The 24272-nt window shown below is 66.9% G+C and carries 27 protein-coding genes; 13 read left to right on the forward strand and 14 right to left on the reverse strand.

Annotated features, from left to right (window positions below):
• Positions 1 to 179: 179 nt before the first annotated feature.
• From WP12_RS20585 to WP12_RS20620, 8 genes are all read right to left on the reverse strand, one after another.
• Positions 180 to 875, reverse strand: coding sequence for an endonuclease/exonuclease/phosphatase family protein (locus WP12_RS20585; protein WP_046195542.1), 696 nt, complete (start codon positions 873 to 875; stop codon positions 180 to 182).
• A gap of 187 nt (positions 876 to 1062) precedes the next feature.
• Positions 1063 to 2415, reverse strand: a complete 1353-nt coding sequence (locus WP12_RS20590) for an ammonium transporter (RefSeq protein ID WP_046195543.1) — start codon at positions 2413 to 2415, stop codon at positions 1063 to 1065.
• Between the two features lie 14 nt (positions 2416 to 2429).
• Positions 2430 to 2768 carry a P-II family nitrogen regulator gene (locus WP12_RS20595; protein WP_046195544.1) on the reverse strand — a complete coding sequence of 113 codons (339 nt, stop codon included), beginning with the start codon at positions 2766 to 2768 and terminating at the stop codon, positions 2430 to 2432.
• A 174-nt stretch (positions 2769 to 2942) separates the two neighbouring features.
• Positions 2943 to 3494, reverse strand: coding sequence for a DUF924 family protein (locus WP12_RS20600; protein WP_046195545.1), 552 nt, complete (start codon positions 3492 to 3494; stop codon positions 2943 to 2945).
• A gap of 129 nt (positions 3495 to 3623) precedes the next feature.
• On the reverse strand, positions 3624 to 4451 hold the full coding sequence (locus tag WP12_RS20605) for a patatin-like phospholipase family protein (protein ID WP_046195546.1): 828 nt from the start codon (positions 4449 to 4451) through the stop codon (positions 3624 to 3626).
• A gap of 154 nt (positions 4452 to 4605) precedes the next feature.
• Positions 4606 to 6036 (reverse strand): metalloprotease TldD, encoded by a 1431-nt coding sequence (gene tldD / locus WP12_RS20610; RefSeq protein WP_046195547.1) that lies wholly within the window; start codon positions 6034 to 6036, stop codon positions 4606 to 4608.
• 155 nt (positions 6037 to 6191) lie between these two features.
• The gene (locus WP12_RS20615) at positions 6192 to 6395 is read right to left on the reverse strand and encodes a zinc-finger domain-containing protein (protein ID WP_046195548.1); all 204 of its coding nucleotides are present in this window, start codon (positions 6393 to 6395) and stop codon (positions 6192 to 6194) included.
• A 37-nt stretch (positions 6396 to 6432) separates the two neighbouring features.
• Positions 6433 to 6762 (reverse strand): hypothetical protein, encoded by a 330-nt coding sequence (locus tag WP12_RS20620; protein ID WP_046195549.1) that lies wholly within the window; start codon positions 6760 to 6762, stop codon positions 6433 to 6435.
• A 35-nt stretch (positions 6763 to 6797) separates the two neighbouring features.
• Between WP12_RS20620 and WP12_RS20625 the strand changes: the two genes are divergently transcribed.
• The 3 genes from WP12_RS20625 (at position 6798) to nadB (ending at position 9814) form a co-directional block, all read left to right on the forward strand.
• Positions 6798 to 7184: a reverse transcriptase-like protein gene (locus tag WP12_RS20625; protein ID WP_235399223.1), complete on the forward strand. Its 387-nt coding sequence runs from the start codon at positions 6798 to 6800 to the stop codon at positions 7182 to 7184.
• An 85-nt stretch (positions 7185 to 7269) separates the two neighbouring features.
• Positions 7270 to 8229 carry an ABC transporter ATP-binding protein gene (locus WP12_RS20630; RefSeq protein ID WP_046195550.1) on the forward strand — a complete coding sequence of 320 codons (960 nt, stop codon included), beginning with the start codon at positions 7270 to 7272 and terminating at the stop codon, positions 8227 to 8229.
• Positions 8216 to 9814 carry an L-aspartate oxidase gene (gene nadB, locus WP12_RS20635; RefSeq protein ID WP_046195551.1) on the forward strand — a complete coding sequence of 533 codons (1599 nt, stop codon included), beginning with the start codon at positions 8216 to 8218 and terminating at the stop codon, positions 9812 to 9814. Before WP12_RS20630 ends, nadB begins: the two co-directional genes overlap by 14 nt.
• 96 nt (positions 9815 to 9910) lie before the next feature.
• On the opposite strand, the gene WP12_RS20640 is transcribed toward nadB, so the two are convergent.
• Positions 9911 to 10381, reverse strand: coding sequence for a hypothetical protein (locus WP12_RS20640; RefSeq protein ID WP_046195552.1), 471 nt, complete (start codon positions 10379 to 10381; stop codon positions 9911 to 9913).
• Positions 10382 to 10509: 128 nt separating this feature from the next.
• Here WP12_RS20640 and nhaA point away from each other — a divergent pair, with 128 nt between their 5' ends.
• Complete coding sequence (gene nhaA, locus WP12_RS20645; protein WP_046195553.1) at positions 10510 to 11643, forward strand: Na+/H+ antiporter NhaA; 1134 nt, start codon at positions 10510 to 10512, stop codon at positions 11641 to 11643.
• Positions 11644 to 11647: 4 nt separating this feature from the next.
• Here the strand turns inward: nhaA and WP12_RS20650 are convergent, their stop codons facing one another.
• Entirely contained in the window at positions 11648 to 12163 is a 516-nt protein-coding gene (locus tag WP12_RS20650) for a YceD family protein (RefSeq protein ID WP_046195554.1), read from the reverse strand.
• Positions 12160 to 12699 carry a ubiquinol-cytochrome C chaperone family protein gene (locus WP12_RS20655; protein WP_046195555.1) on the reverse strand — a complete coding sequence of 180 codons (540 nt, stop codon included), beginning with the start codon at positions 12697 to 12699 and terminating at the stop codon, positions 12160 to 12162. The genes WP12_RS20650 and WP12_RS20655 overlap by 4 nt, the downstream gene beginning before the upstream one ends.
• A gap of 141 nt (positions 12700 to 12840) precedes the next feature.
• On the opposite strand from WP12_RS20655, the gene WP12_RS20660 reads away from it, so the two are divergent.
• A complete protein-coding gene (locus WP12_RS20660; protein ID WP_046195564.1) occupies positions 12841 to 13323 on the forward strand; it encodes an outer membrane protein assembly factor BamE in 483 nt (160 codons plus the stop codon).
• A 103-nt stretch (positions 13324 to 13426) separates the two neighbouring features.
• On the opposite strand, the gene WP12_RS20665 is transcribed toward WP12_RS20660, so the two are convergent.
• Both WP12_RS20665 and tsaD read right to left on the reverse strand, forming a co-directional pair.
• Entirely contained in the window at positions 13427 to 14416 is a 990-nt protein-coding gene (locus tag WP12_RS20665; protein WP_046195556.1) for an NAD(P)H-dependent glycerol-3-phosphate dehydrogenase, read from the reverse strand.
• A 17-nt stretch (positions 14417 to 14433) separates the two neighbouring features.
• A complete protein-coding gene (gene tsaD / locus WP12_RS20670; RefSeq protein WP_046195557.1) occupies positions 14434 to 15468 on the reverse strand; it encodes a tRNA (adenosine(37)-N6)-threonylcarbamoyltransferase complex transferase subunit TsaD in 1035 nt (344 codons plus the stop codon).
• Between the two features lie 269 nt (positions 15469 to 15737).
• On the opposite strand from tsaD, the gene WP12_RS20675 reads away from it, so the two are divergent.
• The 6 genes from WP12_RS20675 to WP12_RS20700 all read left to right on the forward strand — a co-directional run bounded on the left by WP12_RS20675 (position 15738) and on the right by WP12_RS20700 (position 22322).
• The gene (locus WP12_RS20675; RefSeq protein ID WP_235399224.1) at positions 15738 to 17198 is read left to right on the forward strand and encodes a hypothetical protein; all 1461 of its coding nucleotides are present in this window, start codon (positions 15738 to 15740) and stop codon (positions 17196 to 17198) included.
• Positions 17199 to 17244: 46 nt separating this feature from the next.
• On the forward strand, positions 17245 to 18336 hold the full coding sequence (locus WP12_RS26025) for a methyl-accepting chemotaxis protein (protein WP_052730532.1): 1092 nt from the start codon (positions 17245 to 17247) through the stop codon (positions 18334 to 18336).
• A gap of 51 nt (positions 18337 to 18387) precedes the next feature.
• A complete protein-coding gene (locus tag WP12_RS20685) occupies positions 18388 to 19770 on the forward strand; it encodes an MATE family efflux transporter (protein WP_046195558.1) in 1383 nt (460 codons plus the stop codon).
• 24 nt (positions 19771 to 19794) lie between these two features.
• Entirely contained in the window at positions 19795 to 20724 is a 930-nt protein-coding gene (gene hemC / locus WP12_RS20690) for a hydroxymethylbilane synthase (protein ID WP_046195559.1), read from the forward strand.
• A gap of 44 nt (positions 20725 to 20768) precedes the next feature.
• Positions 20769 to 21410 carry a uroporphyrinogen-III synthase gene (locus WP12_RS20695; protein WP_235399225.1) on the forward strand — a complete coding sequence of 214 codons (642 nt, stop codon included), beginning with the start codon at positions 20769 to 20771 and terminating at the stop codon, positions 21408 to 21410.
• 93 nt (positions 21411 to 21503) lie between these two features.
• Complete coding sequence (locus tag WP12_RS20700) at positions 21504 to 22322, forward strand: COG4223 family protein (protein ID WP_046195561.1); 819 nt, start codon at positions 21504 to 21506, stop codon at positions 22320 to 22322.
• Between the two features lie 158 nt (positions 22323 to 22480).
• On the opposite strand, the gene WP12_RS24420 is transcribed toward WP12_RS20700, so the two are convergent.
• On the reverse strand, positions 22481 to 22654 hold the full coding sequence (locus WP12_RS24420) for a DUF1674 domain-containing protein (protein WP_084691264.1): 174 nt from the start codon (positions 22652 to 22654) through the stop codon (positions 22481 to 22483).
• 95 nt (positions 22655 to 22749) lie between these two features.
• Here WP12_RS24420 and htpX point away from each other — a divergent pair, with 95 nt between their 5' ends.
• Positions 22750 to 23703, forward strand: coding sequence for a zinc metalloprotease HtpX (htpX, locus tag WP12_RS20705; RefSeq protein WP_046195567.1), 954 nt, complete (start codon positions 22750 to 22752; stop codon positions 23701 to 23703).
• A gap of 66 nt (positions 23704 to 23769) precedes the next feature.
• Positions 23770 to 24272: transcription antitermination factor NusB (locus WP12_RS20710; RefSeq protein WP_046195562.1), on the forward strand; the 503-nt coding region annotated here is incomplete at its 3' end.

Here is a 24272-nt window from a genome sequence, read left to right on the forward strand (position 1 = left end):
AATCACATCTCCCCAAAAATGTGAATCCTAAATCCCCACAACCCCTAGAGTTTGTTTCAGCGAAGCTGAAACGACGGTACCGGCCCGCTCCCCCACCCAACCTCCCGATCCAGCGTAATATATCGGGAGGTTGGGTGGGGGAGCGGGCCGGTACCGTTTCCACGTAAGTGAAACAAACTCTAAGACACCCAGTTTACCTTCGCCCATATCGGCAGATGATCCGAGGCCATTCGCGCCCGCTCGCTGACATGGACGCCGCAGGCGACGACATGAAGGTCGGAGGTCAGGATGATCCGGTCGAGGCAGCCGACCAGCCGCCGGCTGTGGAAACTGCGCCCGGTCGGCGCGACATGGTGGCCATCGGCGAACTCGCGGATACAGCCGCCGTGGAGCGACCATTCGTTGAGGTCGCCCATCATCACCGTGGGCATCTTGCGCTTGCGGTGGCGGACATGGTCGATGATCGCGCGGACTTGCCGCCGTCGCCACAAGCCCGACAGATCGAGATGCATGCCGATGATGCGCAGGTCGCGCCCGCCGACATGGAGCTCCGCCAGCACCGCGCCGCGCGGTTCGAGCGTCGGCAGTCCAATCGGTTCATAGTCGATGATCTCGACCGCGTTGCGCACCAGAATGGCATTGCCATGCCAGCCGATCCCGCCAGGGCGGATATCGAATGGCACCGCGCGATATTCGCCCTGCTTGATCAGTTCGGTCGGCAGCGCGCTCTGCTTCGCGCCATAGCGGCGATCGGCCTCCTGCAAGGCGACGATGTCGGCATGGACCTCATGCAGCACTTCGAGGATCCGGTCGGGCCGCCTCCGGCGATCCGTTCCGAGGCCTTTTCTTATATTGTAGCTCGCAACGGTGATCATGTTTCGATTTGCCCTTACGCCTTCGGCTCGGGTTGAGGGAGAGAGGGCCGGTACCGTTCATTTCAGCGAATGCTGACGCCAACAAGGACATAACAAAAAAAGGGCCGATGGGTTGCCCCACCGGCCCAGTGCGTTCGCAGGAGGAACGCCCGGAGGGGCCGCCCCGAAGGACGGCCCCAATTCACAATCAGTAGTTGTAGGCGCGCTCGCCATGCTCGCCGAGGTCGAGACCTTCCATCTCGACTTCCGGCGAAACCCGCAGGCCGGTGAGCAGCTTGGCGGCGTAGATCGCGATCGCGGTGCCGATAGCGGCCCAGACGACCGTCGCGAGAACCGCGAGGACCTGGGTGACCAGCTGGCCGCCCATGTCGTAATCCGCACCACCCGGACCACCGAGCGACGGCGCATAGACGATGCCGGTGCCGATGGCGCCGACGATGCCGCCAACGCCGTGGATGCCGAAAGCGTCGAGCGAGTCGTCATAGCCGAGCATCGGCTTGATCTTCGCAACCGCGATGTAGCAGATGATCGAGGCGACGGCGCCGAGCACGATCGCGCCGAACGGGCCGCTATTGCCGGCCGCCGGGGTGACGGCGACGAGGCCGGCGATGATGCCCGAGCAGAAGCCGAGAGCCGAAGGCTTGTGGCCGACGACCTTTTCCACGACGAGCCAGGCGAGGCCGGCCGACGCGGTAGCGACGAAGGTGTTGATCATCGCGAGAGCCGCCGAACCGTTGGCTTCAAGCGCCGAACCGGCGTTGAACCCGAACCAGCCAACCCACAGCAGGCCGGTGCCGACGAAGGTCAGCGTCAGCGAATGCGGAGCCATGACGTCCTTCTGGTAGCCGATACGCTTGCCCAGGATGAGGCATGCGACCAGCGCCGAGACGCCCGCGTTGATGTGCACCACGGTGCCGCCAGCGAAATCGAGCGCGCCCATTTCGAAGAACTTGCCGCCCGCTGCCCAGACCATGTGCGCGATCGGGAAATAGACGATCGTGAGCCAGATCGCGGCGAAGACCATCACCGCCGAGAACTTGATGCGCTCGACGACCGAACCGAGGACGAGCGCGACCGTGATGGCGGCGAAGGTCATCTGGAAGGCGATGAACACATATTCGGGGATGACGACGCCGTCGGTGAAGGTGGCCGCGGTCGAATCCGCGGTCACGCCGGCCAGGAACAGCTTGTCGAAGTTCGAGATATACGGCTTCAGCGCTTCGGAGGCATCGGGACCGAAGGCCATGGTATAGCCCCAGCAGACCCAGATGATCATCGCCAGCGCCGCGGCGGCGCCGATCTGCGTCATGACCGAGAGCATATTCTTGGTGCGGACGAGACCGCCGTAGAACAGAGCCAGGCCGGGAAGGATCATCGCAAGGACCAGCACGGTCGAAACCATCATCCAGGCGGTGTCGCCCTTATCGGCGACAGGCGCGGCGACTTCAGCAGCCGCCTCCTGCGCCCATACGGGCATGGCGGTGAGCGCGGTGACGGCGAGAGCGCCGAGACCAGTCGCCAGCTTGTTGTGAAGCGTCATGTTTCCCCCTTCTATCAGAGCGCGACGTCGTCGGTTTCGCCGGTGCGGATACGCACCGCCTGCGCGACATCGAGAACGAAGATCTTGCCGTCGCCGATCGCGCCGGTGTTGGCCGACTGCTGGATCGCCTCGACGACCCGGCTTGCCAGATCGTCGGTGGTGGCCACCTCGACCTTGATCTTCGGAACCATGTTGGTGCTGTATTCGGCCCCCCGGTAAATTTCCGTCTGACCCTTCTGCCGTCCGAAGCCCTTGACCTCGGTAACGGTCATGCCCTGCACGCCCAGCCCGGACAGTGCTTCACGCACCTCATCCAGTTTGAACGGCTTGATGATGGCAATGACGAGTTTCATTCTGCCTCCCTCTTTTAGCCCGATTGTGCATCGCAATAAGCGTGCCAATTCCGTGAATCCTTGGATTCACAGGGTTAACTTTCTCAGGCGTCAAAAAGCGGGGAGAACGACTCGGACGGCTTTGATTAAAAGTTGAGCCATGCCCGTTTTTTGGGCAGTGAGCGCGGCCACCAGCTACCAGCCTTTGCTCATTTCGATGGCAGCGGCCTCGCCGGGCCGGTCGGCGCGGCCGAGAGCGGCGTTGCGCGCGGGGAAGCGGCCCAGCCGCGCGATCATGTCATGATGCTTATGTGCGAACTCGAGCGAATTGGCGTTGCCGAGCGCAGTGAACAGCGCGACCGAGCGCTGCTGATCGGCCAGAACCTCGCTGTGCTGGAACGGCATGTAGAGGAAGCTCAGCTGATCTCCGGTCATCTCCGCGTCGAGCCCCCGATCGAGCGCGCCCGTGGCGATCGCCAGCGCGAGCGGATCGGTCGAGAAGGCGTCGGCATGGCCGCGAAACAGATTGCGCGAGAACTGGTCGAACAGGATCACCCCGGCGACCGCCTCATCAGCCGACGCGAGGAAGCTATCGGGGGTGCGGCTGCGCCACTCCGCCCATAGCGCGCCGAAGCGCTCGGCGATCACGGCGTCGGTCTCGTCCGATCGCGTCCACCAGCGCTCAGGCCCGACCTCGTCGAACCAGAAACTCAGGATGGCGGCGGTGCCTTCGGCGTTGGTCGTCATGATAGCTTTCCAGCCATGTTCGTCGCCCCGGCGGAGGCCGGGGCCGACACGGAATTCAGGACAAGGTCGCGGCAAGAGCCTCTAACGGCCCTGACTTCCGCCGGGGCGACGATGGATTTGAGGGGCATATCAGCGACTTCCAAGTGGCTTCCGTCCTAGCAACGCGCGAATCTCCTCGATGTTCTCCGCCACCGCTCGGCGTCCGATCGCGATCAGTTCGTCGGCCTTGGTAAAGTCGTGGATCTCGATATGGCCGACCGGCAGGGTCAGTCCGAAATCGGGCGGATCGATCGCCAGGGTATGCCGCGCCAGCTCGGCCATCAGCAGCATCGTCGAGGCGCGCACCACCGCCATCGAATTGTGGCTGCGCTTCGGCGCGGTGCGGATCGCGGTGGCGACCCGCCTGCCATGATAATCGCCCTGGAGGTTGACCGATAGCACCGGCAGCTTCGGCGCGATCTGGCGCGCGGCGGCGACCGGCACCGGCATCACCACTCCGCCATCGACCATGAAATGCCCGTCATATTGCACCGGGCGGAACAGGCCCGGGATCGCGATCGACGCCATCACTGCCGAACTGACCGGGCCATGATCGATGATCACCGGCTTTCCCGTGACCAGATCGGTCGCGACCACGGCGCACGGTATCCACAGGTCGCGGAACTGGAGATTGCCAAGATGGAGGTTGAGGTCGCGCAATATGCCGCGCCCGCCGAGCATGGCGCCGGGCCGCAGATGGAAATCGAGATAGGAGAGGACGCGCAGCCAGTTGGCCGAACGGGCGATCTTCTCGAGTTGCTCAAGCCGGTTGGCCGCGAGGCACACCGCCGCGAGCGCACCGATCGAGGTGCCCGCCGCCGCGCGGACGGCGATCCCCTCCTCCTGCAATTGCTGGAGGACACCGATATGCGCCCATCCGAGCGCAGCCCCTCCGCCGAGCGCGACGGCTATGCCCATTACCCTTTCCCCGTCATTTCCGCGAAAGCGGAAATCCATGGAACGGGCGCATTCATGGCCGGATGTTCCACCGTCCATGGATTCCCCCTTCGCGGGGATGACGATGGTGGGAGAGGCGGCCGCTTTCGCACGAAGATATCCCGCCGGACTATATTTACGCCGCCGTGCCGCCCACCGTCAGCGCGCTGATCATCACGGTTGGTTGCCCCACCCCGGCGGGAACCGACTGGCCGCCCTTGCCGCAAATGCCGACACCTTCGTCCAATGCCATGTCATTGCCGATCGCCGTGACCTTGGTAAGGACCGAAGGGCCGTCGCCGATCAGGGTCGCGCCCTTGATCGGCACGGTGATCTTGCCGTTCTCGATCTTATACGCCTCGGTGCAGGAGAAGACGAACTTGCCGCTGGTGATGTCGACCTGCCCGCCGCCGAAGCTCTTGGCATAGATGCCGTTCTTCGCCCGCGCGATGATTTCGCCGGGATCGTCGTTGCCGCCATACATGAAGGTGTTGGTCATGCGCGGCATCGGCGCATGGGCATAGCTTTCGCGGCGGCCGTTGCCGGTCGGATCGACCCCCATCAGCCGGGCATTCAAACGATCGTGAATATAGCCCTTGAGGATGCCGTCCTCGATCAGGACGTTGCACTGGGTCGGCGTGCCCTCGTCGTCGATCGTCAGCGAACCGCGCCGGTCGGCGATCGAGCCGTCGTCGACCACGGTGACGCCGGGCGCCGCGACCCGCTCGCCGATCCGGCCGGAGAAGGCCGAGGTACCCTTGCGGTTGAAATCGCCTTCGAGGCCGTGGCCGATCGCCTCGTGCAGCAGCACGCCGGGCCAGCCAGGGCCGCACACCACGGTCATCTCGCCCGCCGGGGCGGCAACCGCATCGAGGTTGACGATCGCCTGATGCAGCGCCTCGTCGATCGCGCGGTTCCACTGCGCGGGCTCGAACAGCCGGTCGTAGAGATAGCGGCCACCCATGCCGAAGAAGCCGGTTTCGCGCCGGCCATTCTGCTCGACCACCACCGAGACGTTGAGGCGGACGAGGGGGCGCACGTCGAAGGCGGTGAAGCCGTCGGGCCGGACGATCTCGACCACGCTCCATGATCCCGACAAGCCGACCGAGACCTGCTGGACGCGCGGATCGCGGGCGCGGGCGGCGGCGTCGATCTCCTGGCACAACGCCACCTTCTTCGCGAAGGGGATCAGGCCGAGCGGGTCGTCGCCGGTATAGAGCTTGCTGTTGGTCCGGCGCGGCGCGGGCGCGCGGCCGCCCTTCGCCGGATCGAGCAGCGTCATCGTCTCGCCGGCGCGGATGATCGCGGCCTCGCTCAGTTCATTGGCGTGGGCAAAAGCGGTGGTCTCGCCCGAGACGCCGCGCAGGCCGAAGCCCGCCTGCGTATTATAGTCCGCGGTCTTCAGCCGTCCGTCGTCAAAGCCGAAGCTCTCCGACGTCAGATATTGAAGATAGAGTTCGCCATCGTCGCAGTTCTTGAGCGTCTGTGCGGTAAGGCGCAGCGCAGCATCGGGATCGAGCGCGTCGCGATAGAGGAAATGGCGGGGGTCTGCGGGCTGGATGATCATGGAGCCGATATAGGACGGCTGGACGGAGACCCAATAGCTTTATTTGCATTCTTCATGACGTCGCCCCGGCGGAGGCCGGGGCCGCTGTAGAGTCGGGGTGACGGTGAGGCAGGAGCCTTGGGCGGCCCCAGCCTCCGCCGGGGCGACGAGAAATCCTAGTGGTGCGCTTCGCCGCCGCCTTCGAGGACGAAACGGCGATCGCAATAGCCGCAGTCGGCATAGCCGATCTCAGCATCGATTTCGATGAACACGCGCGGATGGCCGAGCGCCGCGCCGCCCGGAATGTCGCTGGCGCCGTCGCAGACGACGCGGCTTGACGTGACGGTGATGGTTTCCGGGGCGGTGGGCTGCGTGCTCATAGCTGCCGATTAGCAAGCAGGCGGGAGTCGCGCAATCTCAGCGGCGTCCGCCGAAGCGGCTATTTTCGAAGGCGATCCCGACGGTCGCCGATTCGCCGATCGGCGCGACCGCCGATCCGAACACGCCGCGCGCGCCATTGGTGCCGATCATCATGCCGACTTCGCCGTGGATCGCGCCAAGTCCGCCCGCGCCGTTGATCGCGGGTTCGCCGATCGCCTTCGCGTTGCGCGTCGCGGCGGCCTCGAGGACCTTCTCCTTTGCCTCGGGGCTCAGCGAGACGACAGTCTCCGCAGCCACCGCTCCCGACGCCGCCAGCAGAGCGGCAAGCGCAAGACCATATCCTGCGAACGGGCGATGTGCTGTCATGTCGGTGGTGATGGTAGCAGGGACGTGAAGCGCGCGTGAACGAAAAGCAGCAGCAGGCGGTGAAGCTGTGGTTCGATGGTGGCGCCAGGCCCAATCCGGGACCGATAGAAACCGCCGTAGTGCTGCGCGGCGTCGCCGACATAAGGCGCGGGCCCGGCGACGGCACCAACGAGCAGGCCGAATGGCTGGCGCTGCTCCACGCGCTGGAGATCGCCACCGCGCAAGGCCTTAGCGACATCATCCTGATCGGCGACTCGCTGTCGGTGATCCGTCAGGCGGGTGGACGGCAACCGAGCGATTCTCGCTATATCGACAGATTCCGCGCTCTGGCAGGAGGGTTCGACCGGGTGCGCCTGCGCCATGTCGGGCGCTCGCACAATCTTGCTGGCGGTGCGCTCGAACGCGCGCGGTGGGGCCGCTAGAGACTACGGCCTCTGAGTTTTGGCGCCGAACGCCCGCGCCTCTCTTCCTTTGCACCGCGCGCCTCCACCCGCTATGCCGCCCGCCATGAGTGACGCAGCGATAAGCATCCGGGGGCTGTCCAAGGTCTACAAGGGCGGAAAGCAGGCCCTGTTCGACGTGGACCTCGATATTCCGCGCGGACAGATTTTCGGGCTGCTCGGGCCCAACGGCGCGGGCAAGTCGACGACGATCAACATCCTTTCCGGGATGGTCAACAAGACCGCCGGTCACGTCGACATCTGGGGCTTCGACATCGACAAGGATCCGCGCAATGCCAAGGCGTCGATCGGGATCGTGCCGCAGGAGATCGTGTTCGATCCCTTTTTCACGCCGCGCGAGACGCTGGAAAACCAGGCGGGCTTCTACGGCGTGCCCAAGCACAAGCGGCTGACCGAGGAGCTGCTGCGCGCGGTGCATCTGCTCGACAAGGCCGACGCCTATGCGCGCTCGCTGTCGGGGGGCATGAAGCGGCGGCTGCTCGTCGCGAAGGCGATGGTCCATTCGCCCCCGGTGCTGATCCTCGACGAGCCGACCGCGGGCGTCGACGTCGAGTTGCGCCAGCAACTGTGGGAATATGTGCGCGAACTCAATGACGGCGGCGTCACCGTCGTGCTGACCACGCATTATCTGGAAGAAGCCGAGGAGCTGTGCGACCGGATCGCGATCATCAACCATGGCCGCGTGATCGCCAACCAGCCCACCCGCGAACTGGTCGGCATGGCGCAGGAGAAGGCGGTATCGGTGACGGTCGACCGAGATCTCGTCACCCCGCCCGAAGCGGTCTGCTTCGACAAGGTCGAGCTCAAGGGCAGCCGGACGCTCGTCATCACCTACGCGAAGGATAAGGTGAACGCGGGCGAGGTATTGGCGGCGGTGCAGCGGGAAGGACTGGGCATCGTCGACGTCTCGACCCAGGAAGCCGATCTCGAGGATGTTTTCCTGAATCTCACGCGACAGAACAACGCCGCCTCAACGGTCTTGGGCGCGGGCGATGGCCGCCTATAATTTCGATGTCGTCGTGATCGGCTCGGGCGCCGCGGGGTTGACCGCGGCGCTCAACCTTGCCGATCGCTTCAAGGTGGGCGTGCTCGCCAAGGCGGGCATTTCCGACGGCTCGACCGCTTGGGCGCAGGGCGGGATCGCCGCGGTGCTCGAACCCGGCGACACGTTCGAATCGCATATCGAGGACACGATGATCGCGGGCGCGGGGCTCAACGACCGCAAAGCCGTCGAGTTCGTCGTCGAAAATGCTCCGCTCGCGATCGAAAAGCTCGCCGCGCTCGGCGTGCCGTTCAATCCGGGCGGCGGCGCGGGTTCGGACGACAGGTGGCACCTGACACGTGAGGGCGGACACAGCCATCGCCGCATCGTCCATGTCGACGACGCCACCGGACAGGCGGTCCAGCTCGCGCTGGAAAAGGCGGCCGAGGCGCATCCCAACATCACCCTGTTCCCCGATCGCGCCGCGATCGACCTGATCACCAGCCGGCATGGCGAGCGCTATTCGGGCGATGGCCATGTCTGGGGCGTCTATGCGGTCGACCGCGCGACCGGCGCGATCGAGACCTTCACCGCCAGGGCGACCGTCCTCGCCACGGGGGGAGCCAGCCGCGCCTATCTCTTCTCCACCACGCCGCGCGGCGCGACCGGCGACGGGATCGCGATGGCGTGGCGCGCCGGCTGCCGCGTCTCCAACATGGAGTTCATGCAGTTCCACCCGACCTGCCTGTACAATCTCGAGGTCAAGAATTTCCTGATCACCGAGGCGATGCGCGGCGAAGGCGGGCAATTGAAGCTGCCCACCACCGGCCGCCGCTTCATGCAGCGGTTCGACAAGCGCGCCGAGCTGGCGCCTCGCGATATCGTGGCGCGGGCGATCGATCATGAGATCAAGCGCCTCGGCCTCGATTATGTCCATCTCGACATCAGCCACCAGCCGCCCGAATTCGTGACCGAGCATTTTCCGACGATTCACGCCAAGCTGCTGACGCTGGGCATCGACATCACGAAGCAGCCCATCCCGATCGTCCCCGCCGCGCATTATACCTGTGGCGGGGTGCTGATCGATCTCGACGGGCGCACCGACCTCCCCGGCCTCTATGCGGCGGGCGAGGTGACCCAATCGGGGCTTCACGGCGCGAACCGCCTCGCGTCCAACTCGCTGCTCGAATGCTTCGTGTTCGGCGATGCCGCCGCTGAACATATCAAGCAGCATTTCGACGATATGCCGCCGCCGCCGCCGATCCGGCCCTGGGACGAAAGCCGCGTCACCGATTCGGACGAGGAGGTGATCGTCCAGCACAACTGGCGCGAAATCCGCCGCTTTATGTGGGATTATGTCGGGATCGTCCGGACCACCAAGCGGCTTGAGCGCGCGGCGCACCGCGTCGCGCTGCTCCGGCAGGAGGTCGCGGACTATTACGGCAATTTCCGCGTCACGCCCGACCTGCTCGAACTGCGCAACCTTGTCGAGGTGGCCGACCTGATCGTCCGCTCGGCGCTGCACCGCAAGGAAAGCCGTGGGTTGCACTATACGATGGATTATCCCGACCTGCTCGACGAGGCGAAGGATACGATCCTGGTGCCGTGACGGCAGCCGTATCGTTTCAACCCGCCATCCTGAACGGGTAGCCGCGCGGTGGAGTGGATGCTGAAGCAGGTTCAGCATGACGGGAAGCAAGCGAGACTAAGCCCGCACCACTCCGCGCAGTTCGCCAAGTGCCCCGGCGCGGACCGGGGTGATCAGCAGGCTCGCCGCGACCCAGCGTTCCCGCGTCATATGCGCCTTGATCCGGGCAAGAAGCTTGACGACCGCAGGGCGATAGCTGTCCCAATGCGCCACGATATCGATCCCGGCGCAACGGGCGACATGGCCGCGATAGTCCTCGCCGATGGCGATGCATTCAGCCTTCATCTGCTCCGCTAGCCGCGCCTTGTCGGGCGGGCCGTTGCGGATGATCGGGTCGAACAGTTCATGATGCTTGAACGCCTGATAGGCGCCCAGGACGCGGGTCAGTTCCCAACGCGCGGCGCTGAGCAGCCCCTGGTCGGGTATGGCATTGACCGCGAGCAGGACATCGCCACGCTTGATGATGTCGAAGGCCTTTGCCTGATGTTCGTCCAGGCGGTGAAGAAGATTGTCGGAGTGCAGGTTCATGGTTCGGGGCTGCACCGATATGATGACCGATAGGTTACCAACCGCCGCCTGCGGCCCCGGCTTACGACCAAGGTCTTATTTTCCGGTAGTTTTCGACATTGTCCCGGCAACTGTCTAGGAGGTTCGCCATGCGATCGGCAGTCCGCACATTCCTGAGCACCGAGGCGGCGGGGGGCATCGTCCTGATCGCCGCCGCCACCGCCGCCATGCTCGTCGCGAACAGCCCGGTGGCGCAGGGCTATTTCGACCTGCTCCATCTCAAGGCCGGTCCGCTGTCGATCCTGCACTGGATCAACGACGCGCTGATGGCGCTGTTCTTCCTGCTGGTCGGGCTGGAGATAAAGCGCGAGTTCGTCAGTGGCCATCTCGCGCGCTGGTCCGACCGGCTGCTGCCCTTCGTCGCGGCCGCGGCGGGGATGGCGGCGCCCGCGCTGGTCTACATGGCGCTCGCGGGTGGGACGCCGGGGCTCGCGCGCGGCTGGGCGATCCCGACCGCGACCGACATCGCCTTCGCGATCGGCGTCCTCGCGCTGCTCGGATCGCGCGCGCCGGCCTCGCTCAAGCTGTTCCTGACCACGGTCGCGATCGTCGACGACATGGGCGCGGTGGCGATCATCGCGCTCGCCTATACGCCGGCGATTAGCGGCCCGGCGCTGCTAGCCGCGGCGCTGATCCTCACGGCGATGGTCGCGCTCGGCCGCTTCGGCGTCCGGCGGCTGTCGCCTTATCTGCTGCTCGCCGCCGCCTTGTGGGTCGCGGTGCTGCTGTCCGGCGTGCACGCGACGATCGCTGGGGTGCTGGCCGCCTTCGCGATCCCGATCGACGGCGACGGCGAAGGTTCGCCGCTTCATCGGCTCGAACATGGCCTCCACCCCTGGGTCGCCTTCGCAATCGTGCCACTATTCGGTTTCGCCAATGCCGGGGTGTCCTTCGCCGGCATCGGCATCGCCGACATCCTCCAGCCGCTCCCGCTCGGCATCGCGCTGGGCCTGTTCGTCGGCAAGCAGATCGGCATCTTCGGCAGCATCCGCATCGCGGTCGCTTGTGGCATCGCCGAACGCCCCGCCGGTGCGAGCTGGACGCAAATCTATGGCGTCGCCCTGCTCTGCGGGATCGGCTTCACGATGAGCCTGTTCATCGGCGGCCTCGCCTTCAGCGATCCGCTGCTCGGCGACGAGGTCAAGATCGGGGTACTCGGCGGATCGCTGCTGTCGGCGGTGGCGGGCTATGTTCTGCTGCGCTTCGTCGACACCAAGTCCTGACCCGTCAGAGCTTGTCCTTCAATGCCTTGAGCGCCGCGAAGGGGCCGGATACCACCTCGTCCTCCGACAGCACCCCCGCCGCCTTCAGGATGGCGTCGGCATCGGGCGAGCGCGGAAAGGGGTCTAGGCTCAGCGCCAGCGTCTCGGCGACGGCTTCGCCGAGATCGATCGCGCCGCCGGCATAGTCGATCGTGTCGAAATCCTCGGCGTCGAGTTCTATCTCCTCGATGCCCTCGCCTTCGGGCACGAAGCGCAGGGTGAACGGCTCTTCGATCGTCGCCGGCACGGGCACGCCGCTGGCGACGCAGGCCTGCATCACCGATGCCTTGATGCGGCCCTCGGCAAACAGGAGATCGGCTTCGCGGCGTAGCGTCGCCTCGGCCGACAGCGCATCGAGCGCGATCAGCCCAAAGCGTGCGGCCAGCGCGGCCCGCTCCTTGTCGTCGGCTTCGATCGACAGTGTCCGGCCGCCTTCGCCGAGCGCGTCGATCCGCACCGGGCGGGAGAATTCGGGGGTCATCCAGCAATTCCTTTAGCGGCGATTCCGTTGGCGCGCAGATCCTCCCAGCCCGTCATATCGAGCCGCGCCTTGATCGCCCGCATCCTTTCGGCAACCAGCGCGGGGCGTGCGTCGGGGCCGGGTTCGCCGCGCCACAGATTGCGGATCAGCGCCTCCTCCAGTGCCGCACCCCGGCCGATGGCCTCGCGATAGGCGGTCAGCCGTCCGCCGATCGCCGCGATCATATTGCCGATATGCTTGCCGACGACGACATCGCCGATGCCGAGTTGGCGAAGCTGCCCGTCCATGTCGTCGATGAACACCTCGGTCAGCCGCGCGCCGGGCTCGCGCCCCGCCGCGCCCTCGCTCTCGAAGCGGACCAGCACCAGCGACAGGACAGCCGCGACCATGTCGAAACGCCCGTCCAATGTGTCGGGCACGCCCATTTCGGCATACCAGGCCGGATCGCGCGCCTCGCCGACGATCGAATTGTAGAGCGGGATCAGAACCTCGCGCGGATCGGGGCCGATGCCGAAGATCGTCTTCAAGAAATTCACGTCATTCCCTTACGCTGTTCAGCGGGTATCAAGCGCCGCCCTTTATATAGTGCGGGCGCATCTTGCCACTGGGTAGGTCCCGCGCATATTGAGGCGGAGCGCGCGGGCTTGTCCCGCGTCGGCCTGTTCAAGGAGAAGTCGATGCCCCGGACCCTGTTGCGATCGGCGGCGATTGCCGGAACGATCGCCATATTGGGCCTGACCGCCGGCTGCTCGCGCACCCGCGATCACAAGGGCTATGTGGTCGATTCGACCCTGATCAACACGGTCGAGCCCGGCATCGACAATCGCGAATCGGTCGCCAAGACGCTTGGACGGCCGAGTTTCGCCGGTCAGTTCGATAAGGACGCGACCTGGTATTATGTCGCCCGCGACACCCGCCAGATCGGTTTCCGCACCCCCAAGCCGGTCGGCCAGACGGTCCTCGCGGTCCATTTCGACGCGAAGGGCAATGTCTCTTCGGTCGAGCGTTCGGGCCTCGAAAAGATCGCGGACATCTCGCCTTATGGCGACAAGACCCCAACCCTGGGCAGCAAGCGCGGCTTCTTCCGCGAACTGTTCGGCAATATCGGACGCGTTGGTTCGGTGGGTCAGGCCGGCGGAACCGCCGATAATCCGAATTAAATAAATGCGTCGCCCCGGCGGAGGCCGGGGCCGTTATAGGCCTTGGGGCAACGACAAGGCTGGAGCCGATGGCGGCCCCGGCCTCCGCCGGGGCGACGGCAGCCTATTTGCCCTCTTGCTTCAGCGGGCGGGCGAGGAGCGCCTTCACGACATCATCGACCTTCGCCGCGCCGGTCAGCAGCGCGCAGACCGCGTCGACGATCGGCATGTCGACTCCCGCCGCCTTAGCCGCTTGGGCGAGGACCGGCGCGGTCGATGCGCCTTCGGCCACGGTGCGGCGGTCTTCGAGCAGGTCAGCGGGGGGAATGCCCTGCCCCAGCCCCTTGCCGAGCGAGAAGTTGCGCGAACTCGTCGACGAGCAGGTAAGGACGAGATCGCCCAGCCCGGACAGGCCGGCCAGCGTCTCCGCCCGCGCGCCGCGCGCCATTCCGAAGCGGGTCATTTCCGCAAAGCCGCGGCTGATCAGCGCGGCACGGGCGTTTTGGCCCAGCCCCGCGCCCTCGACCACGCCACAGGCAATGGCGAGGACATTCTTGACCGCGCCGCCGATCTCCGCGCCGAGGACGTCCTGCGACAGATAGGGGCGGAAGCCCGGACGCCGCAGCCGCTCGGCCAGCGCCCGCCCGACATCCTCATCGGCGCAGGCGAGCGTGATCGCGGTCGGCTGCCCCGCCGCCACCTCATGTGCGAAGGTGGGGCCCGACAGCACGGCGATCGGTGCACCCGGTGCGACCGCTTCGGCCACCTCCGACATCAGCAGCTGGCTGCCCGCCTCGATCCCCTTGGCGCAGAGGATGAGGGGACGCTTCGACGGCGGCATCGACGACAGCACCGAACGCAGGAACTGTGCCGGCACCACGACCACCAGCGCATCGCAATCGTCGAGCGCGGAGAGATCGCCAGTCGCGACGATCCGCTCGCTCAGCGGCAGGACCGGCAGGAAGATCGAGTTGGTGTGCGACACATTCACGGCCTCGACCACTTCGGGCTCACGCGCCCAGAGCAATATCTCCGAACCATCGCTGGCGATCACCTGTGCCATCGCGGTGCCCCACGCACCGCCGCCGATCACGCCCAATTTGTCCAGCTTCATGGGATTTCCAGTGCTCATCAGGCTTTCACTCCGGCGCCGCGCGCCTTTTCCGCCGTAGGATCGAGCGGCCAGCGCGCCCGCGCGGGCACATCCATATCGTCGAACAGGCCCGCCGCGAAGCGTTCCGCACCCGCCCAGGCGATCATCGCGCCGTTATCGGTGCACAGCCAGAGGGGCGGCGCTGCAAAGGCGAGTCCCGACCGCTCGGCGAGACCTCCGAGCGCGCCGCGCCCCGCCTGATTGGCGGCGACCCCGCCCGCCACGACCAGCGCGGTCGCGCCATCCGCTATCTCGATCGCACGCTTCGTCCTGTCGATCAGGCAATCGACCACCGCCTGCTGGAAGGATGCGGCAACGTCCTCGGGCTTGTAGATGCCGGCATCGCGCGCGCGCAGCACCGCGCTCTTGAGCCCCGCGAAGGAGAAATGCGGTTCGGCGCTGCCAAGCAGCGGGCGCGGCAGCGGGACCGCCTTCGCATCGCCCAGCCGCGCCGCCGCCTCGACCGCAGGCCCGCCGGGAAAGCCGAGGCCGAGCAGCTTGGCGGTCTTATCGAACGCCTCGCCAGCGGCATCGTCGATCGTCGTCGCGAGACGGCGATAATCGCCGACGCCGCGCACCAGCAGCAGCTGGCAATGCCCGCCCGACACCAGCAGCAGCAGATAAGGAAAGGCGAGCGAGCGATCAGCGAGGCGCGGCGACAGGGCATGCCCTTCCAGATGGTTGACCGCGATCAGCGGCTTGCCCGCCGCATGGGCGAGCGCCTTGCCGGTCATCAGCCCAACCATCACCCCACCGATCAGCCCCGGCCCGGCGGTCGCGGCGATCGCGTCGACCTGCGACAGGGTGACGCCCGCATCGGCGAGTGCGGCCTCGACCAGCGGGGTCGCCATCTCGACATGCGCGCGCGCGGCCAGTTCGGGCACCACGCCGCCGAATGGCCGGTGCGCCTCCTCCTGCCCCGCAAGGCGATGCGCCAGAACGCGGCCGTCACTGGTCACAAGCGCGGCGGCGGTCTCGTCGCAGCTCGATTCGATGCCAAGGATCAGGGCCATGGCGGGGCGTGTAGGCGATACGGCAGGGAATGTTAACCTTGCCGCGTTAGCGGACGATCATGGCTGGCTATGTCCCCGGCAGATCGATCAACAGGCGCCTGTCTAATGGCGGGCCCGCGCGGTGGAGTGCTGCCTCCCCCCGCCCGGCTGCGGGAGGGACCGAGGGTGCGCCTGCCCAACGCATGATCGGCATCGATGTCGGGCCGGGTGACCCACCCCTGGCCCCTTCCGGAAGCGGTAGGGGAATAAGGACAGCCCTCGCGCAGCGCGTGCCCGCCACCCTGCTCTTCAGCGTGCCGATCGGCTGGCTGGCCTATGACTTGCTGCTGCTCTGTCGTTTTCTCGGGCTGGACCATCCCGCCCTCTATGCCGCCTGGGCCGTGCTGACCGCCGGGATGTTCTGGCTGGTCACGCTACCGCGGCGCGATGATCTGCACGCCGGGCCGACCATCGCGACGCTGCTCGCCTGCCTCGGCGTCGCCACGCTGCTGATGCTGCTGGGCGGCGAGGGCCGGTTCTTCTACGCCAATCTCGACTGGCAGGTGCGCGACGCAGTGCTGCGCGACATGACCGTCAACCCATGGCCATTCGTCTACGCATCGGGCGACATGCTGCGCGCGCCGATCGGCATGTATCTGATCCCCGCGGTCGCCGGAAAAGCCTTTGGCCAAGCGGGTGCCGATCTCGCGCTGCTCGGCCAGAACAGTCTGTTGCTAGGCGTCCTGCTCGCAATCGGATCGACGCTGTACGGCACCGTGCCGAAGCGGCTGATTGCGCTGACGGTCTTCCTTGCCTTCAGCGGGCTCGACGTGCTCGGCCAGATCAAGATCGGCAACACGCCCGCCCCGACCGCGCATCTCGAAGGCTGGGCCCCGACCCAATTCTCATCAACGATCACGCTCGCCTTCTGGGTGCCGCAACATGCCATCGCCGGCTGGTTCGGCGCGCTCGGCTTCCTGCTGTGGCGGGTCCGGCGGCTCGGGCTCGGCGGACTGCTCATGCTGCCGCCATTGGTCGCGCTGTGGTCCCCCCTCGCGGCGATGGGGCTGATGCCCTTCATCCTCTACGCATGCTGGTACGATCTGCGGCAACGCAGGATCGCCGTCCTCGACATCGCGCTTCCCATTTTCGCCACCGCGATAGCGCTGCCCGCACTGCTCTACATCGCAGCGGCGGGCGATCAGGTGGGCGCGCGCTTCTTCCCGCTGCACCCCGCGCATTATCTGCTGTTCGAAACCCTGGAGGCCTTTCCGTTCCTGCTGGTCGCCTGGGCCGGGTGGCGGGCGCGCTTCGGCGGCGCGGTCCTCGCGATCACCGCGGCGATGCTGCTGATCGCGCCGCTGATTCAAGTCGGCTGGTGGATCGACTTCGCGATGCGCGCGACCATCCCGGCGCTGGCGATCCTGGCGCTCCACCTCGGCGATATGCTGGGTGGCGGCTGGCCGGCTTCCGCGCGGCGCAAGTCGGCGCTGATCGGCCTGCTCGCGATCGGCAGCCTCACCGGTCTCTCCGAAATCGCCCGCGCCCTTACCTTTCCGGCCTCGCCGCCGCCGCGCTGCGGCTTTTCGCGCGCCTGGGACGAGACCTTCTCGGCCTGGCCCAAAGCCTCCTATCTCGCCCCGCTCGACGCGATGCCGCCCGCGATCCGCCCGGCCGATCCCGCTCGCGTGAGTACGGCCGATCCAGTGCGTTGCCACGACCGCGCCTGGCCCAGGCCAGCGCTGTTCTGACCCGGCTTTAGCCGACTATTAACCATAGGCTTGCTACCATCCCGCGATGAATTCGTACGATGATATAACCGCGAGAGATGCTGATCCCCGCCGGTCGGGCAATGACAGCGCCGCATGGACGGCGATCTGCCGGTCACAGGCGGTAATCGAATTCGATCTCACGGGCGTGGTCCTGTGGGCAAATCCGCTGTTCCTCGACGCGATGGGCTATGGCCTCGACGAGATCGTCGGCCAGCATCATCGCATCTTCTGTTTCGCCGACTATAGCCAGACTCCGGCCTATGCCCATTTCTGGACAAAGCTGGGCCGGGGCGAGTTCGACGCCGGCGAGTATAAGCGGCGCCGCAGGGACGGCCGCGAGATCTGGCTGCAAGCGACCTATAATCCGGTGCTGGACGCCGATGGCCGCGCAGAGCGCATCCTGAAGATCGCCTCCGACATCACCGCCGCCAAGACCGAGCAGGCCGAATATGAGGGCAAGCTGCGTGCGATCGACACATCGCAGGCAGTGATCGAGTTCGCGCTCGACGGCACCATCCTCGCCGCCAATAGCAATTTCCTCGACATCTTCGGCTATCGCGCCGCCGACCTGGTCGGCCAGCATCATCGCATGCTCTGCGACAACCAGCTCGTCCAGTCCGTCGACTATCGCGATTTCTGGATGCGGCTGGGGCGCGGCGAATATGACTCGGGCCGGTACTTGCGCCGCGCGCGAGACGGCAGCGCGGTGTGGATTCAGGCGACCTATAATCCAATTCTCGACGCCAATGGCCGCCCCTGGAAGATCGTCAAATTCGCCAGCGACATCAGCCATGCGGTCCGGCTCGAACAGGAAATCCACGCGCGCCTTGCGGAAAGCCAGGCCTTCCGCGCCGACCTCGAAGCGCGCGGCGGCGATATCCAGGCGATGATCGCCGAAGTGTCGCAAATCGTCGCAAGCATCAACGACATCGCCGCGCAGACCAATCTCCTCGCGCTCAATGCCACGATCGAGGCCGCCCGTGCGGGCGAAGCCGGACGCGGATTCGCGGTGGTCGCCAGCGAGGTCAAGAAGCTGGCGAGCGACACGAAACTGGCCACCGAAGCCGCGACGCGGATGATGAGCGAGCGGATCAGCGCGGCGGCCCGGCAGGACTGAACAAACCATAGCGGGTTTCCGCGCGGCGGCCGGCCCGCTATGAGCGCCCGCATGGACGACAATGTGACTCCTGAAACGCCCTGGCGTGCCGAGGCGCGCGCTCTGCTGTCGCTGAGCGTCCCGCTGATCATCGGCAATCTGGGCTGGTCGGCGATCTCGGCGGTCGACCTGCTGCTGCTCGGCCGTATCGGGCCCGACGCGGTGGCGGCTGGCGCGCTCGCGCTCAACCTCTATCACGCCTTTCTCCTTTTCGGCATCGGGCTCACCACGGCGGCGTCGCCGCTGATCGCCAGCGAGCGCGGCCGGCGGCTCCATGCGGTGCGCGATATCCGCCGCACTTTTCGCCAGACCGTCTGGGCGGCGGCGCTGATCTGCATCCCCAGCTGGCTGATCCTGTGGCAGGCGACGCCGATTCTCATTTTCATCGGCCAGGATCCCGAACTGGCCGCCGATGCGGCGCAGCTCATGCATGCGCTGCAATGGGCGCTGCTCCCCTATCTGGTGTTCATGACACTGCGCAATTTCGTCGCGGCGCTCGAACGGCCGGTCTGGGGCGTGATCGTCACGCTCCTCGCGGTGCCCTTCAACGCGTTGATCGGCTGGATATTCATCTTCGGCCATCTCGGCCTGCCCGCAATGGGGCTGCACGGCGCGGGGCTGGCGGGCTTCCTCACCTCGCTGTTCATGGCGCTCGGGCTCGCGGCGGTGGTGATGCTGGACCGCCGCTTCCGCCGATATCATCTGTTCGGGCGCTTCTGGCGGGCCGACTGGAATCGCTTCCGCACCGTCTGGAAGGTCGGCCTGCCGATCGCGGTGACGCTGGGGTTCGAGGTCACAGTGTTCAACGCGGCGGTGTTCCTGATGGGAGTGATCGGCCGCGCGCCGCTCGCCGCCCATGCGATCGCGCTGCAGATCGCGGCGCTGTGCTTCATGGTGCCGATGGGCATTGGCCAGGCGGCGACGGTGCGGGTCGGCTATGCGCACGGCCGGCGCGACGCGGCGGCGGCGGGTCGCGCCGGCTGGCTCGCGCTGATCCTCGGCACGGCTTTCGCCGCGCTGTCCGCCGCGATGCTCATCGCCATCCCCCGGCTGCTGATCGGCGGTTTCATCGATGTCGATGCGCCCGCCAATGCTGAGGTAACGCGCCTCGCCATCTCCTTCCTCGCCATTGCCGCACTGTTCCAGCTCGCCGACGGCGCGCAGGCGATCGGCGCCGGCGTGCTGCGCGGGCTCCAGGACACCCGCATGCCGATGATTTTCGCGGCGTTCGGCTATTGGGTGATCGGTATCGGCGTCGGCACGCTTCTCGCCTTCCCCGCCGGCCTCGACGGGGTCGGTATCTGGCTGGGCCTCGCAAGCGGGCTGGGCGTCGTCGCGATCCTGCTGGTATGGCGCTGGGCCTGGCGCGAGCGGCTGGGGCTGGTACCGAGCTAGACCTGCTTCTATGGACTGCCTGACATGACCTCTCCCGCTCCCCCCCGCCCCTTGCGCCTCGGCACGCGCGGATCGCCGCTCGCGCTCACTCAGGCGCGCATGGTGATCGCCGCCTTGCGCGCGGCGCATGGCTGGGACGAGGCGGCGGTCGAGATCGTCGCGATCAGGACCAGCGGCGACCGGATTCAGGATCGCGCGCTGGCCGAGGTCGGCGGCAAGGCGCTGTGGACCAAGGAGCTCGATCGCGCGCTGATCGACGGGGATATCGATTTCGCGGTCCATTCGATGAAGGATGTCGAAACGATCCGCCCCGCCGAGATCGCCATTGCCGCGATGCTCCCGCGCGCCGATGTCCGCGACCGGCTGATCGGTGCGGCGTCGATCGCGGCGTTGCCCGCCGGTGCGCGGGTCGGCACCTCGTCTCCGCGCAGGTCCGCGCAGGTCCGCCGCGCCCGTCCCGATGCCGAGATCGTGCTGTTCCGCGGCAATGTCGATACCCGGCTCGCCAAGCTGGCGGCCGGCGAGGCGGAAGCGACGCTGCTCGCCGGAGCGGGGCTCGACCGGCTGGGCCGCGGGGATATCGGCCATTCGATCCCGACCGAGGAGATGCTGCCCGCGCCCGCGCAGGGCGCCGTAGGCATCGAGGCTCTCGCCGCGCGAACCGACATGGGGGCGTTGCTCGGCGCGATCGACGACGCGACGACCAATGCCTGCGTCTCCGCCGAACGCGCCCTGCTCGCCGCACTTGGCGCGGATTGCCGCTCGCCGGTTGCCGCGCTCGCGATACGCTCCGGCGCCGGGCTCCACCTGCGCGCCGAGATATTGACTGAGGATGGCGGCGAATGCCGGTCGGGGGAGGCGTTGCTGTTGCAGACCAGCGATGCCGCCGCGCTCGCCCACCGGCTGCTCGATGGCGCGCCGCCCCGGCTCCGCGCACTGTTCACCGGCGCATGAGCCGCGCTCCGCTCCTGATCCTCCGCCCCGAGCCGGGCGCGAGCATGACCGCGAAGCGCGCGTTCGACGAAGGCTGGAAGCCGGTCGTCTCGCCGATCTTCCGCATCGAACCGATAGCCTGGGGGGCCCCGCCCGTGGAGGATTATGACGCCCTTCTCGTGACCAGCGCCAACGCCGTCCGCCAATCGGGCAAGGCGGTCGGGCGCTATGCGACGATCCCGGCCTATGCGGTGGGCGACGCGACCGCCCGCGCGCTGAAGGCCGCGGGCTTCACCGACATCCGCACCGGACGCGGCGACGCCGTCATGATGCTCGACGCCGCCGCCGAAAATGGCGTCGCGCGCGCGCTTCACCTCGCCGGTGAGGATTATCGCGACGTCGGCCATGACGCGATCACGATCGACCGGCGCATCGTCTATCGCAGCGCGGCGATCGAGCGGTTCGGCGACAAGGCGCTGGCCGCGCTGCGCGAAGGCGGCGGCGCGGTGCTGCTCCATTCGAGCCGCGCCGCCGAACATTTCGCCGCCCTGTGCGACGGCGCGAAGATCTCCCGCCGTCAGGTGCGCATCGCCGCGCTCGCGCCCGCCGTCCTTGCCGCCGCCGGCCCCGGCTGGCGCGGATCGATCGCCGCCGCCAAGCCCGATGATGCGGCTCTGCTGGCGGCGGCCGCCCGGCTGTGCCAATAAGACGGCCAGACTTCGATCGTTCAGGCTCGCCTGAGACATGAATCAAGGTCTAGCTGTTTGATCGAACCTGGCGACCGAAGAGAGACGAGCCGCATGCCCGATCCCGCCGATCCCTATGGCCCCCGCCGCCGGTCGATAGCACCGATCCTGGTGCTGATCATCGTCACCCTGCTGATCGGCATGGGTGGCATGGCATGGCTGTTCCACCGCTTCGATAGCGTCGCCGAGGTGATCAAGCCGAGCGTGCCGGTGGTCGTACCGCCGACGCTCGCGCGCCGCCCGGCGCTGGTCAACATCGCGCCCCCGCCGCCTGCCGCGATCGTCGAGACGATTGTCGACCAGCGGATCGAGAAGATCGAGGAGCAGGTCGAGACGATCGGCGCACGCGCCGAGGCGGCGACCGGCGAGGCGCATCGCGCCGAAGGGCTGCTGGTCGCCTTCGCCGCCCGCCGCGCGATCGATCGCGGCGCGCCGCTCGGCTATCTCGAGGCCATGCTTCGCGAACGCTTCAGCGGGATCGAGCCGCAGGCGGTGGCGACGGTGATCAGCGCGAGTCGCCAGCCGGTGACGATCGAGACGCTGCGCGATCAGCTCGACGCCCTGTCGCCCCAGCTGTCATCGGCCGCGCCGGACGAGGGCTGGTGGGAGAGCTTCCGCCGCGAGCTCGCCGGATTGATCGTGGTCCGTCAGGCGGCCGCCACGCCGAACGTCCCGGTCGACCATGTCGACCGCGCGCAGGACGATCTGGCCGCGGGCCGGGTCGACGCCGCGCTCATCGAGATTGCCCGGCTTCCGGGCCGCAAGGCCGCGGCCGGCTGGGTCGCCAACGCCCGCCGCTACGTCCAGACGCGCACCGCGCTCGACCGCATTGAAAGCGCCGCGCTGCTACAGCCGGTGAAATCGATCGACTGATCCAGGCCATCGACATTCCGGTCAGACCCAGCCGGAAATAGTGGTGTTTCGTGAGCCGGAGCGCAGCGTACTCAAGCGCAGCCTACTCAAATGTAGGTGAGCACCCGGAGCGCGGAAACCGCCCTTTGCAGGCGGTATGAGCTGAATGTCGATACGCCCTAGAAGTCGACGGCGATGCCCTTGAGTTCCCAGTCGCCATAGCGCGTGGGATCCATGCCGTTCTTGCGACCGCCCCACTCCTCTTCAGGCTTGATCTCCTCGGGCGCAGGCACTGGCGTGTTCGGCGACAGGTGCGCCGGGGGCTTCACATGATCTGGGCGTTTTCCGGACATCGCTTCGTTCCTTGGCGCTTCATTCCCTGGCGGCGCTGACGATTGAAGACCGCGCCATTCCTCCCCACATTGGCGTTGCAAGGAGCAATGGCAAGATGAACATGGTGAAGACGACGATGCTGCTGGCGGCGCTGACGGCGTTGTTCATGGCGCTCGGCTTTACGATCGGGGGTTCGGGCGGGGCGATGATCGCGCTGATCGTCGCCGCCGGCATGAACCTCTTCACCTATTGGAACGCCGACAAGATCGTGCTGCGCATGCATGGCGCGCGCGAGGTTGACGCCGGCAACTGCCCCGAGTTCGTCGGGCTGGTGGAGGGGCTGGCGCGCCGCGCGAACATGCCGATGCCGCGCGTCTACATCATCGATAGCCCGCATCCCAACGCCTTCGCGACAGGTCGCAATCCGGCCAATGCTGCGGTCGCCGCGACCACCGGGCTGCTCGGCATCCTGGACCGCGACGAGATCGAGGGCGTGATGGCGCATGAACTCGCGCATGTTCGCCACCATGACACGCTGATCATGACGATGACCGCGACGATCGGGGGCGCGATCTCGATGCTCGCCAATTTCGGGCTGTTCTTCGGCGGCGGTCGGGACCGCGACGGGGGGCAGATGCTGGCGACGATCCTCGCCGTCTTCGTCGCCCCCTTCGCCGCGATGATCGTGCAGATGGCGATTAGCCGTTCGCGCGAATATGGCGCGGATCGGGGCGCGGCAGAGATTTCGGGCAAGCCGCGCGCACTCGCCTCGGCGCTCGCCAAGCTCGCGCACAGCGCGGCGCACATTCCCAATCCGGTTGTCGAGCGTAATCCGGCGGCAGCGGCCCTCTATATCGTTCCCGGCATGAAGCGCGGCGGCGACAGCCTGTTCTCGACCCACCCCGCGACCGAGAACCGCATCGCCCAGTTGGAGATGATCGCAAACGAGATGGGCATGCTGACCCCTTCGCCCAATTTCGCCGCGATGCCCGCGCCGCGCCGCGCCGGAACATCGTCGGTGCCCACGACCAGGCGCCGGGCGAGCGCGCTCAATCCGCACCGCGATTGACCCCACGCCGTCATCCTGAACTCGTTTCAGCATGACGGCTTGGACACGAGCGGCTAGGGGGCGTCGGTGACCTCACGACAAGAAGATCCCGCCGGAACCGCCACCCGCCGCGCCGCGCTCAAGCTGCTCGATGCTGTACTGCGCCGTGGCCTGCCGCTCGAATCCGCGATGGACGCGGCCTGCGCCGATCTCGACCGGGGCGATGACCGCGCCTTCGCCCACGCCATCGCGGCTGAAGTCCTGCGCCGGACCGCCGATCTCGACGCGCTGATCGATAGCGCCACCGAACGCCCGCTGCCGCACGACGCCAAGGCTCGGATGGTGCTGCGCATCGCGCTCGTCCAGGCGCTGGCGATGAAAACGCCGCAGCACGCCGCGATCACCACCGTGCTGCCGCTGGTCGATGGCGGCCCGCGCAAGCTGGTCCATGGCGTCTTCACCCATGTGCTGCGCGAGGGCGCGGCCCTCCCCGACCCGCCCACCCTGCCGCCTGCCGTGGCCGAACGCTGGGCGCAAAGCTGGGGCAAGGACGCCGCCGAGGCGGCGCCGCGATCGATCGCTGCGCCGCC

This window comes from Sphingomonas sp. SRS2 (genome assembly GCF_000971055.1).
Taxonomy (GTDB): Bacteria; Pseudomonadota; Alphaproteobacteria; order Sphingomonadales; family Sphingomonadaceae; genus Rhizorhabdus.

Coding starts and splice junctions, on each gene's coding strand:
- htpX (WP_046195567.1), top strand. CDS start 22,750: ATGAACATGGTGAAGACGACGATGCTGCTGGCGGCGCTGACGGCGTTG.
- WP12_RS20630 (WP_046195550.1), top strand. CDS start 7,270: ATGAGTGACGCAGCGATAAGCATCCGGGGGCTGTCCAAGGTCTACAAG.
- WP12_RS20620 (WP_046195549.1), bottom strand. CDS start 6,762: ATGACAGCACATCGCCCGTTCGCAGGATATGGTCTTGCGCTTGCCGCT.
- WP12_RS20600 (WP_046195545.1), bottom strand. CDS start 3,494: ATGACGACCAACGCCGAAGGCACCGCCGCCATCCTGAGTTTCTGGTTC.
- nadB (WP_046195551.1), top strand. CDS start 8,216: ATGGCCGCCTATAATTTCGATGTCGTCGTGATCGGCTCGGGCGCCGCG.
- WP12_RS20605 (WP_046195546.1), bottom strand. CDS start 4,451: ATGGGCATAGCCGTCGCGCTCGGCGGAGGGGCTGCGCTCGGATGGGCG.
- tldD (WP_046195547.1), bottom strand. CDS start 6,036: ATGATCATCCAGCCCGCAGACCCCCGCCATTTCCTCTATCGCGACGCG.
- hemC (WP_046195559.1), top strand. CDS start 19,795: ATGACCTCTCCCGCTCCCCCCCGCCCCTTGCGCCTCGGCACGCGCGGA.
- WP12_RS20685 (WP_046195558.1), top strand. CDS start 18,388: ATGGACGACAATGTGACTCCTGAAACGCCCTGGCGTGCCGAGGCGCGC.
- WP12_RS20695 (WP_235399225.1), top strand. CDS start 20,769: ATGACCGCGAAGCGCGCGTTCGACGAAGGCTGGAAGCCGGTCGTCTCG.
- WP12_RS26025 (WP_052730532.1), top strand. CDS start 17,245: ATGAATTCGTACGATGATATAACCGCGAGAGATGCTGATCCCCGCCGG.
- nhaA (WP_046195553.1), top strand. CDS start 10,510: ATGCGATCGGCAGTCCGCACATTCCTGAGCACCGAGGCGGCGGGGGGC.
- WP12_RS20650 (WP_046195554.1), bottom strand. CDS start 12,163: ATGACCCCCGAATTCTCCCGCCCGGTGCGGATCGACGCGCTCGGCGAA.
- WP12_RS20585 (WP_046195542.1), bottom strand. CDS start 875: ATGATCACCGTTGCGAGCTACAATATAAGAAAAGGCCTCGGAACGGAT.
- WP12_RS20640 (WP_046195552.1), bottom strand. CDS start 10,381: ATGAACCTGCACTCCGACAATCTTCTTCACCGCCTGGACGAACATCAG.
- WP12_RS24420 (WP_084691264.1), bottom strand. CDS start 22,654: ATGTCCGGAAAACGCCCAGATCATGTGAAGCCCCCGGCGCACCTGTCG.
- WP12_RS20615 (WP_046195548.1), bottom strand. CDS start 6,395: ATGAGCACGCAGCCCACCGCCCCGGAAACCATCACCGTCACGTCAAGC.
- WP12_RS20590 (WP_046195543.1), bottom strand. CDS start 2,415: ATGACGCTTCACAACAAGCTGGCGACTGGTCTCGGCGCTCTCGCCGTC.
- WP12_RS20665 (WP_046195556.1), bottom strand. CDS start 14,416: ATGAAGCTGGACAAATTGGGCGTGATCGGCGGCGGTGCGTGGGGCACC.
- WP12_RS20700 (WP_046195561.1), top strand. CDS start 21,504: ATGCCCGATCCCGCCGATCCCTATGGCCCCCGCCGCCGGTCGATAGCA.
- tsaD (WP_046195557.1), bottom strand. CDS start 15,468: ATGGCCCTGATCCTTGGCATCGAATCGAGCTGCGACGAGACCGCCGCC.
- WP12_RS20595 (WP_046195544.1), bottom strand. CDS start 2,768: ATGAAACTCGTCATTGCCATCATCAAGCCGTTCAAACTGGATGAGGTG.
- WP12_RS20660 (WP_046195564.1), top strand. CDS start 12,841: ATGCCCCGGACCCTGTTGCGATCGGCGGCGATTGCCGGAACGATCGCC.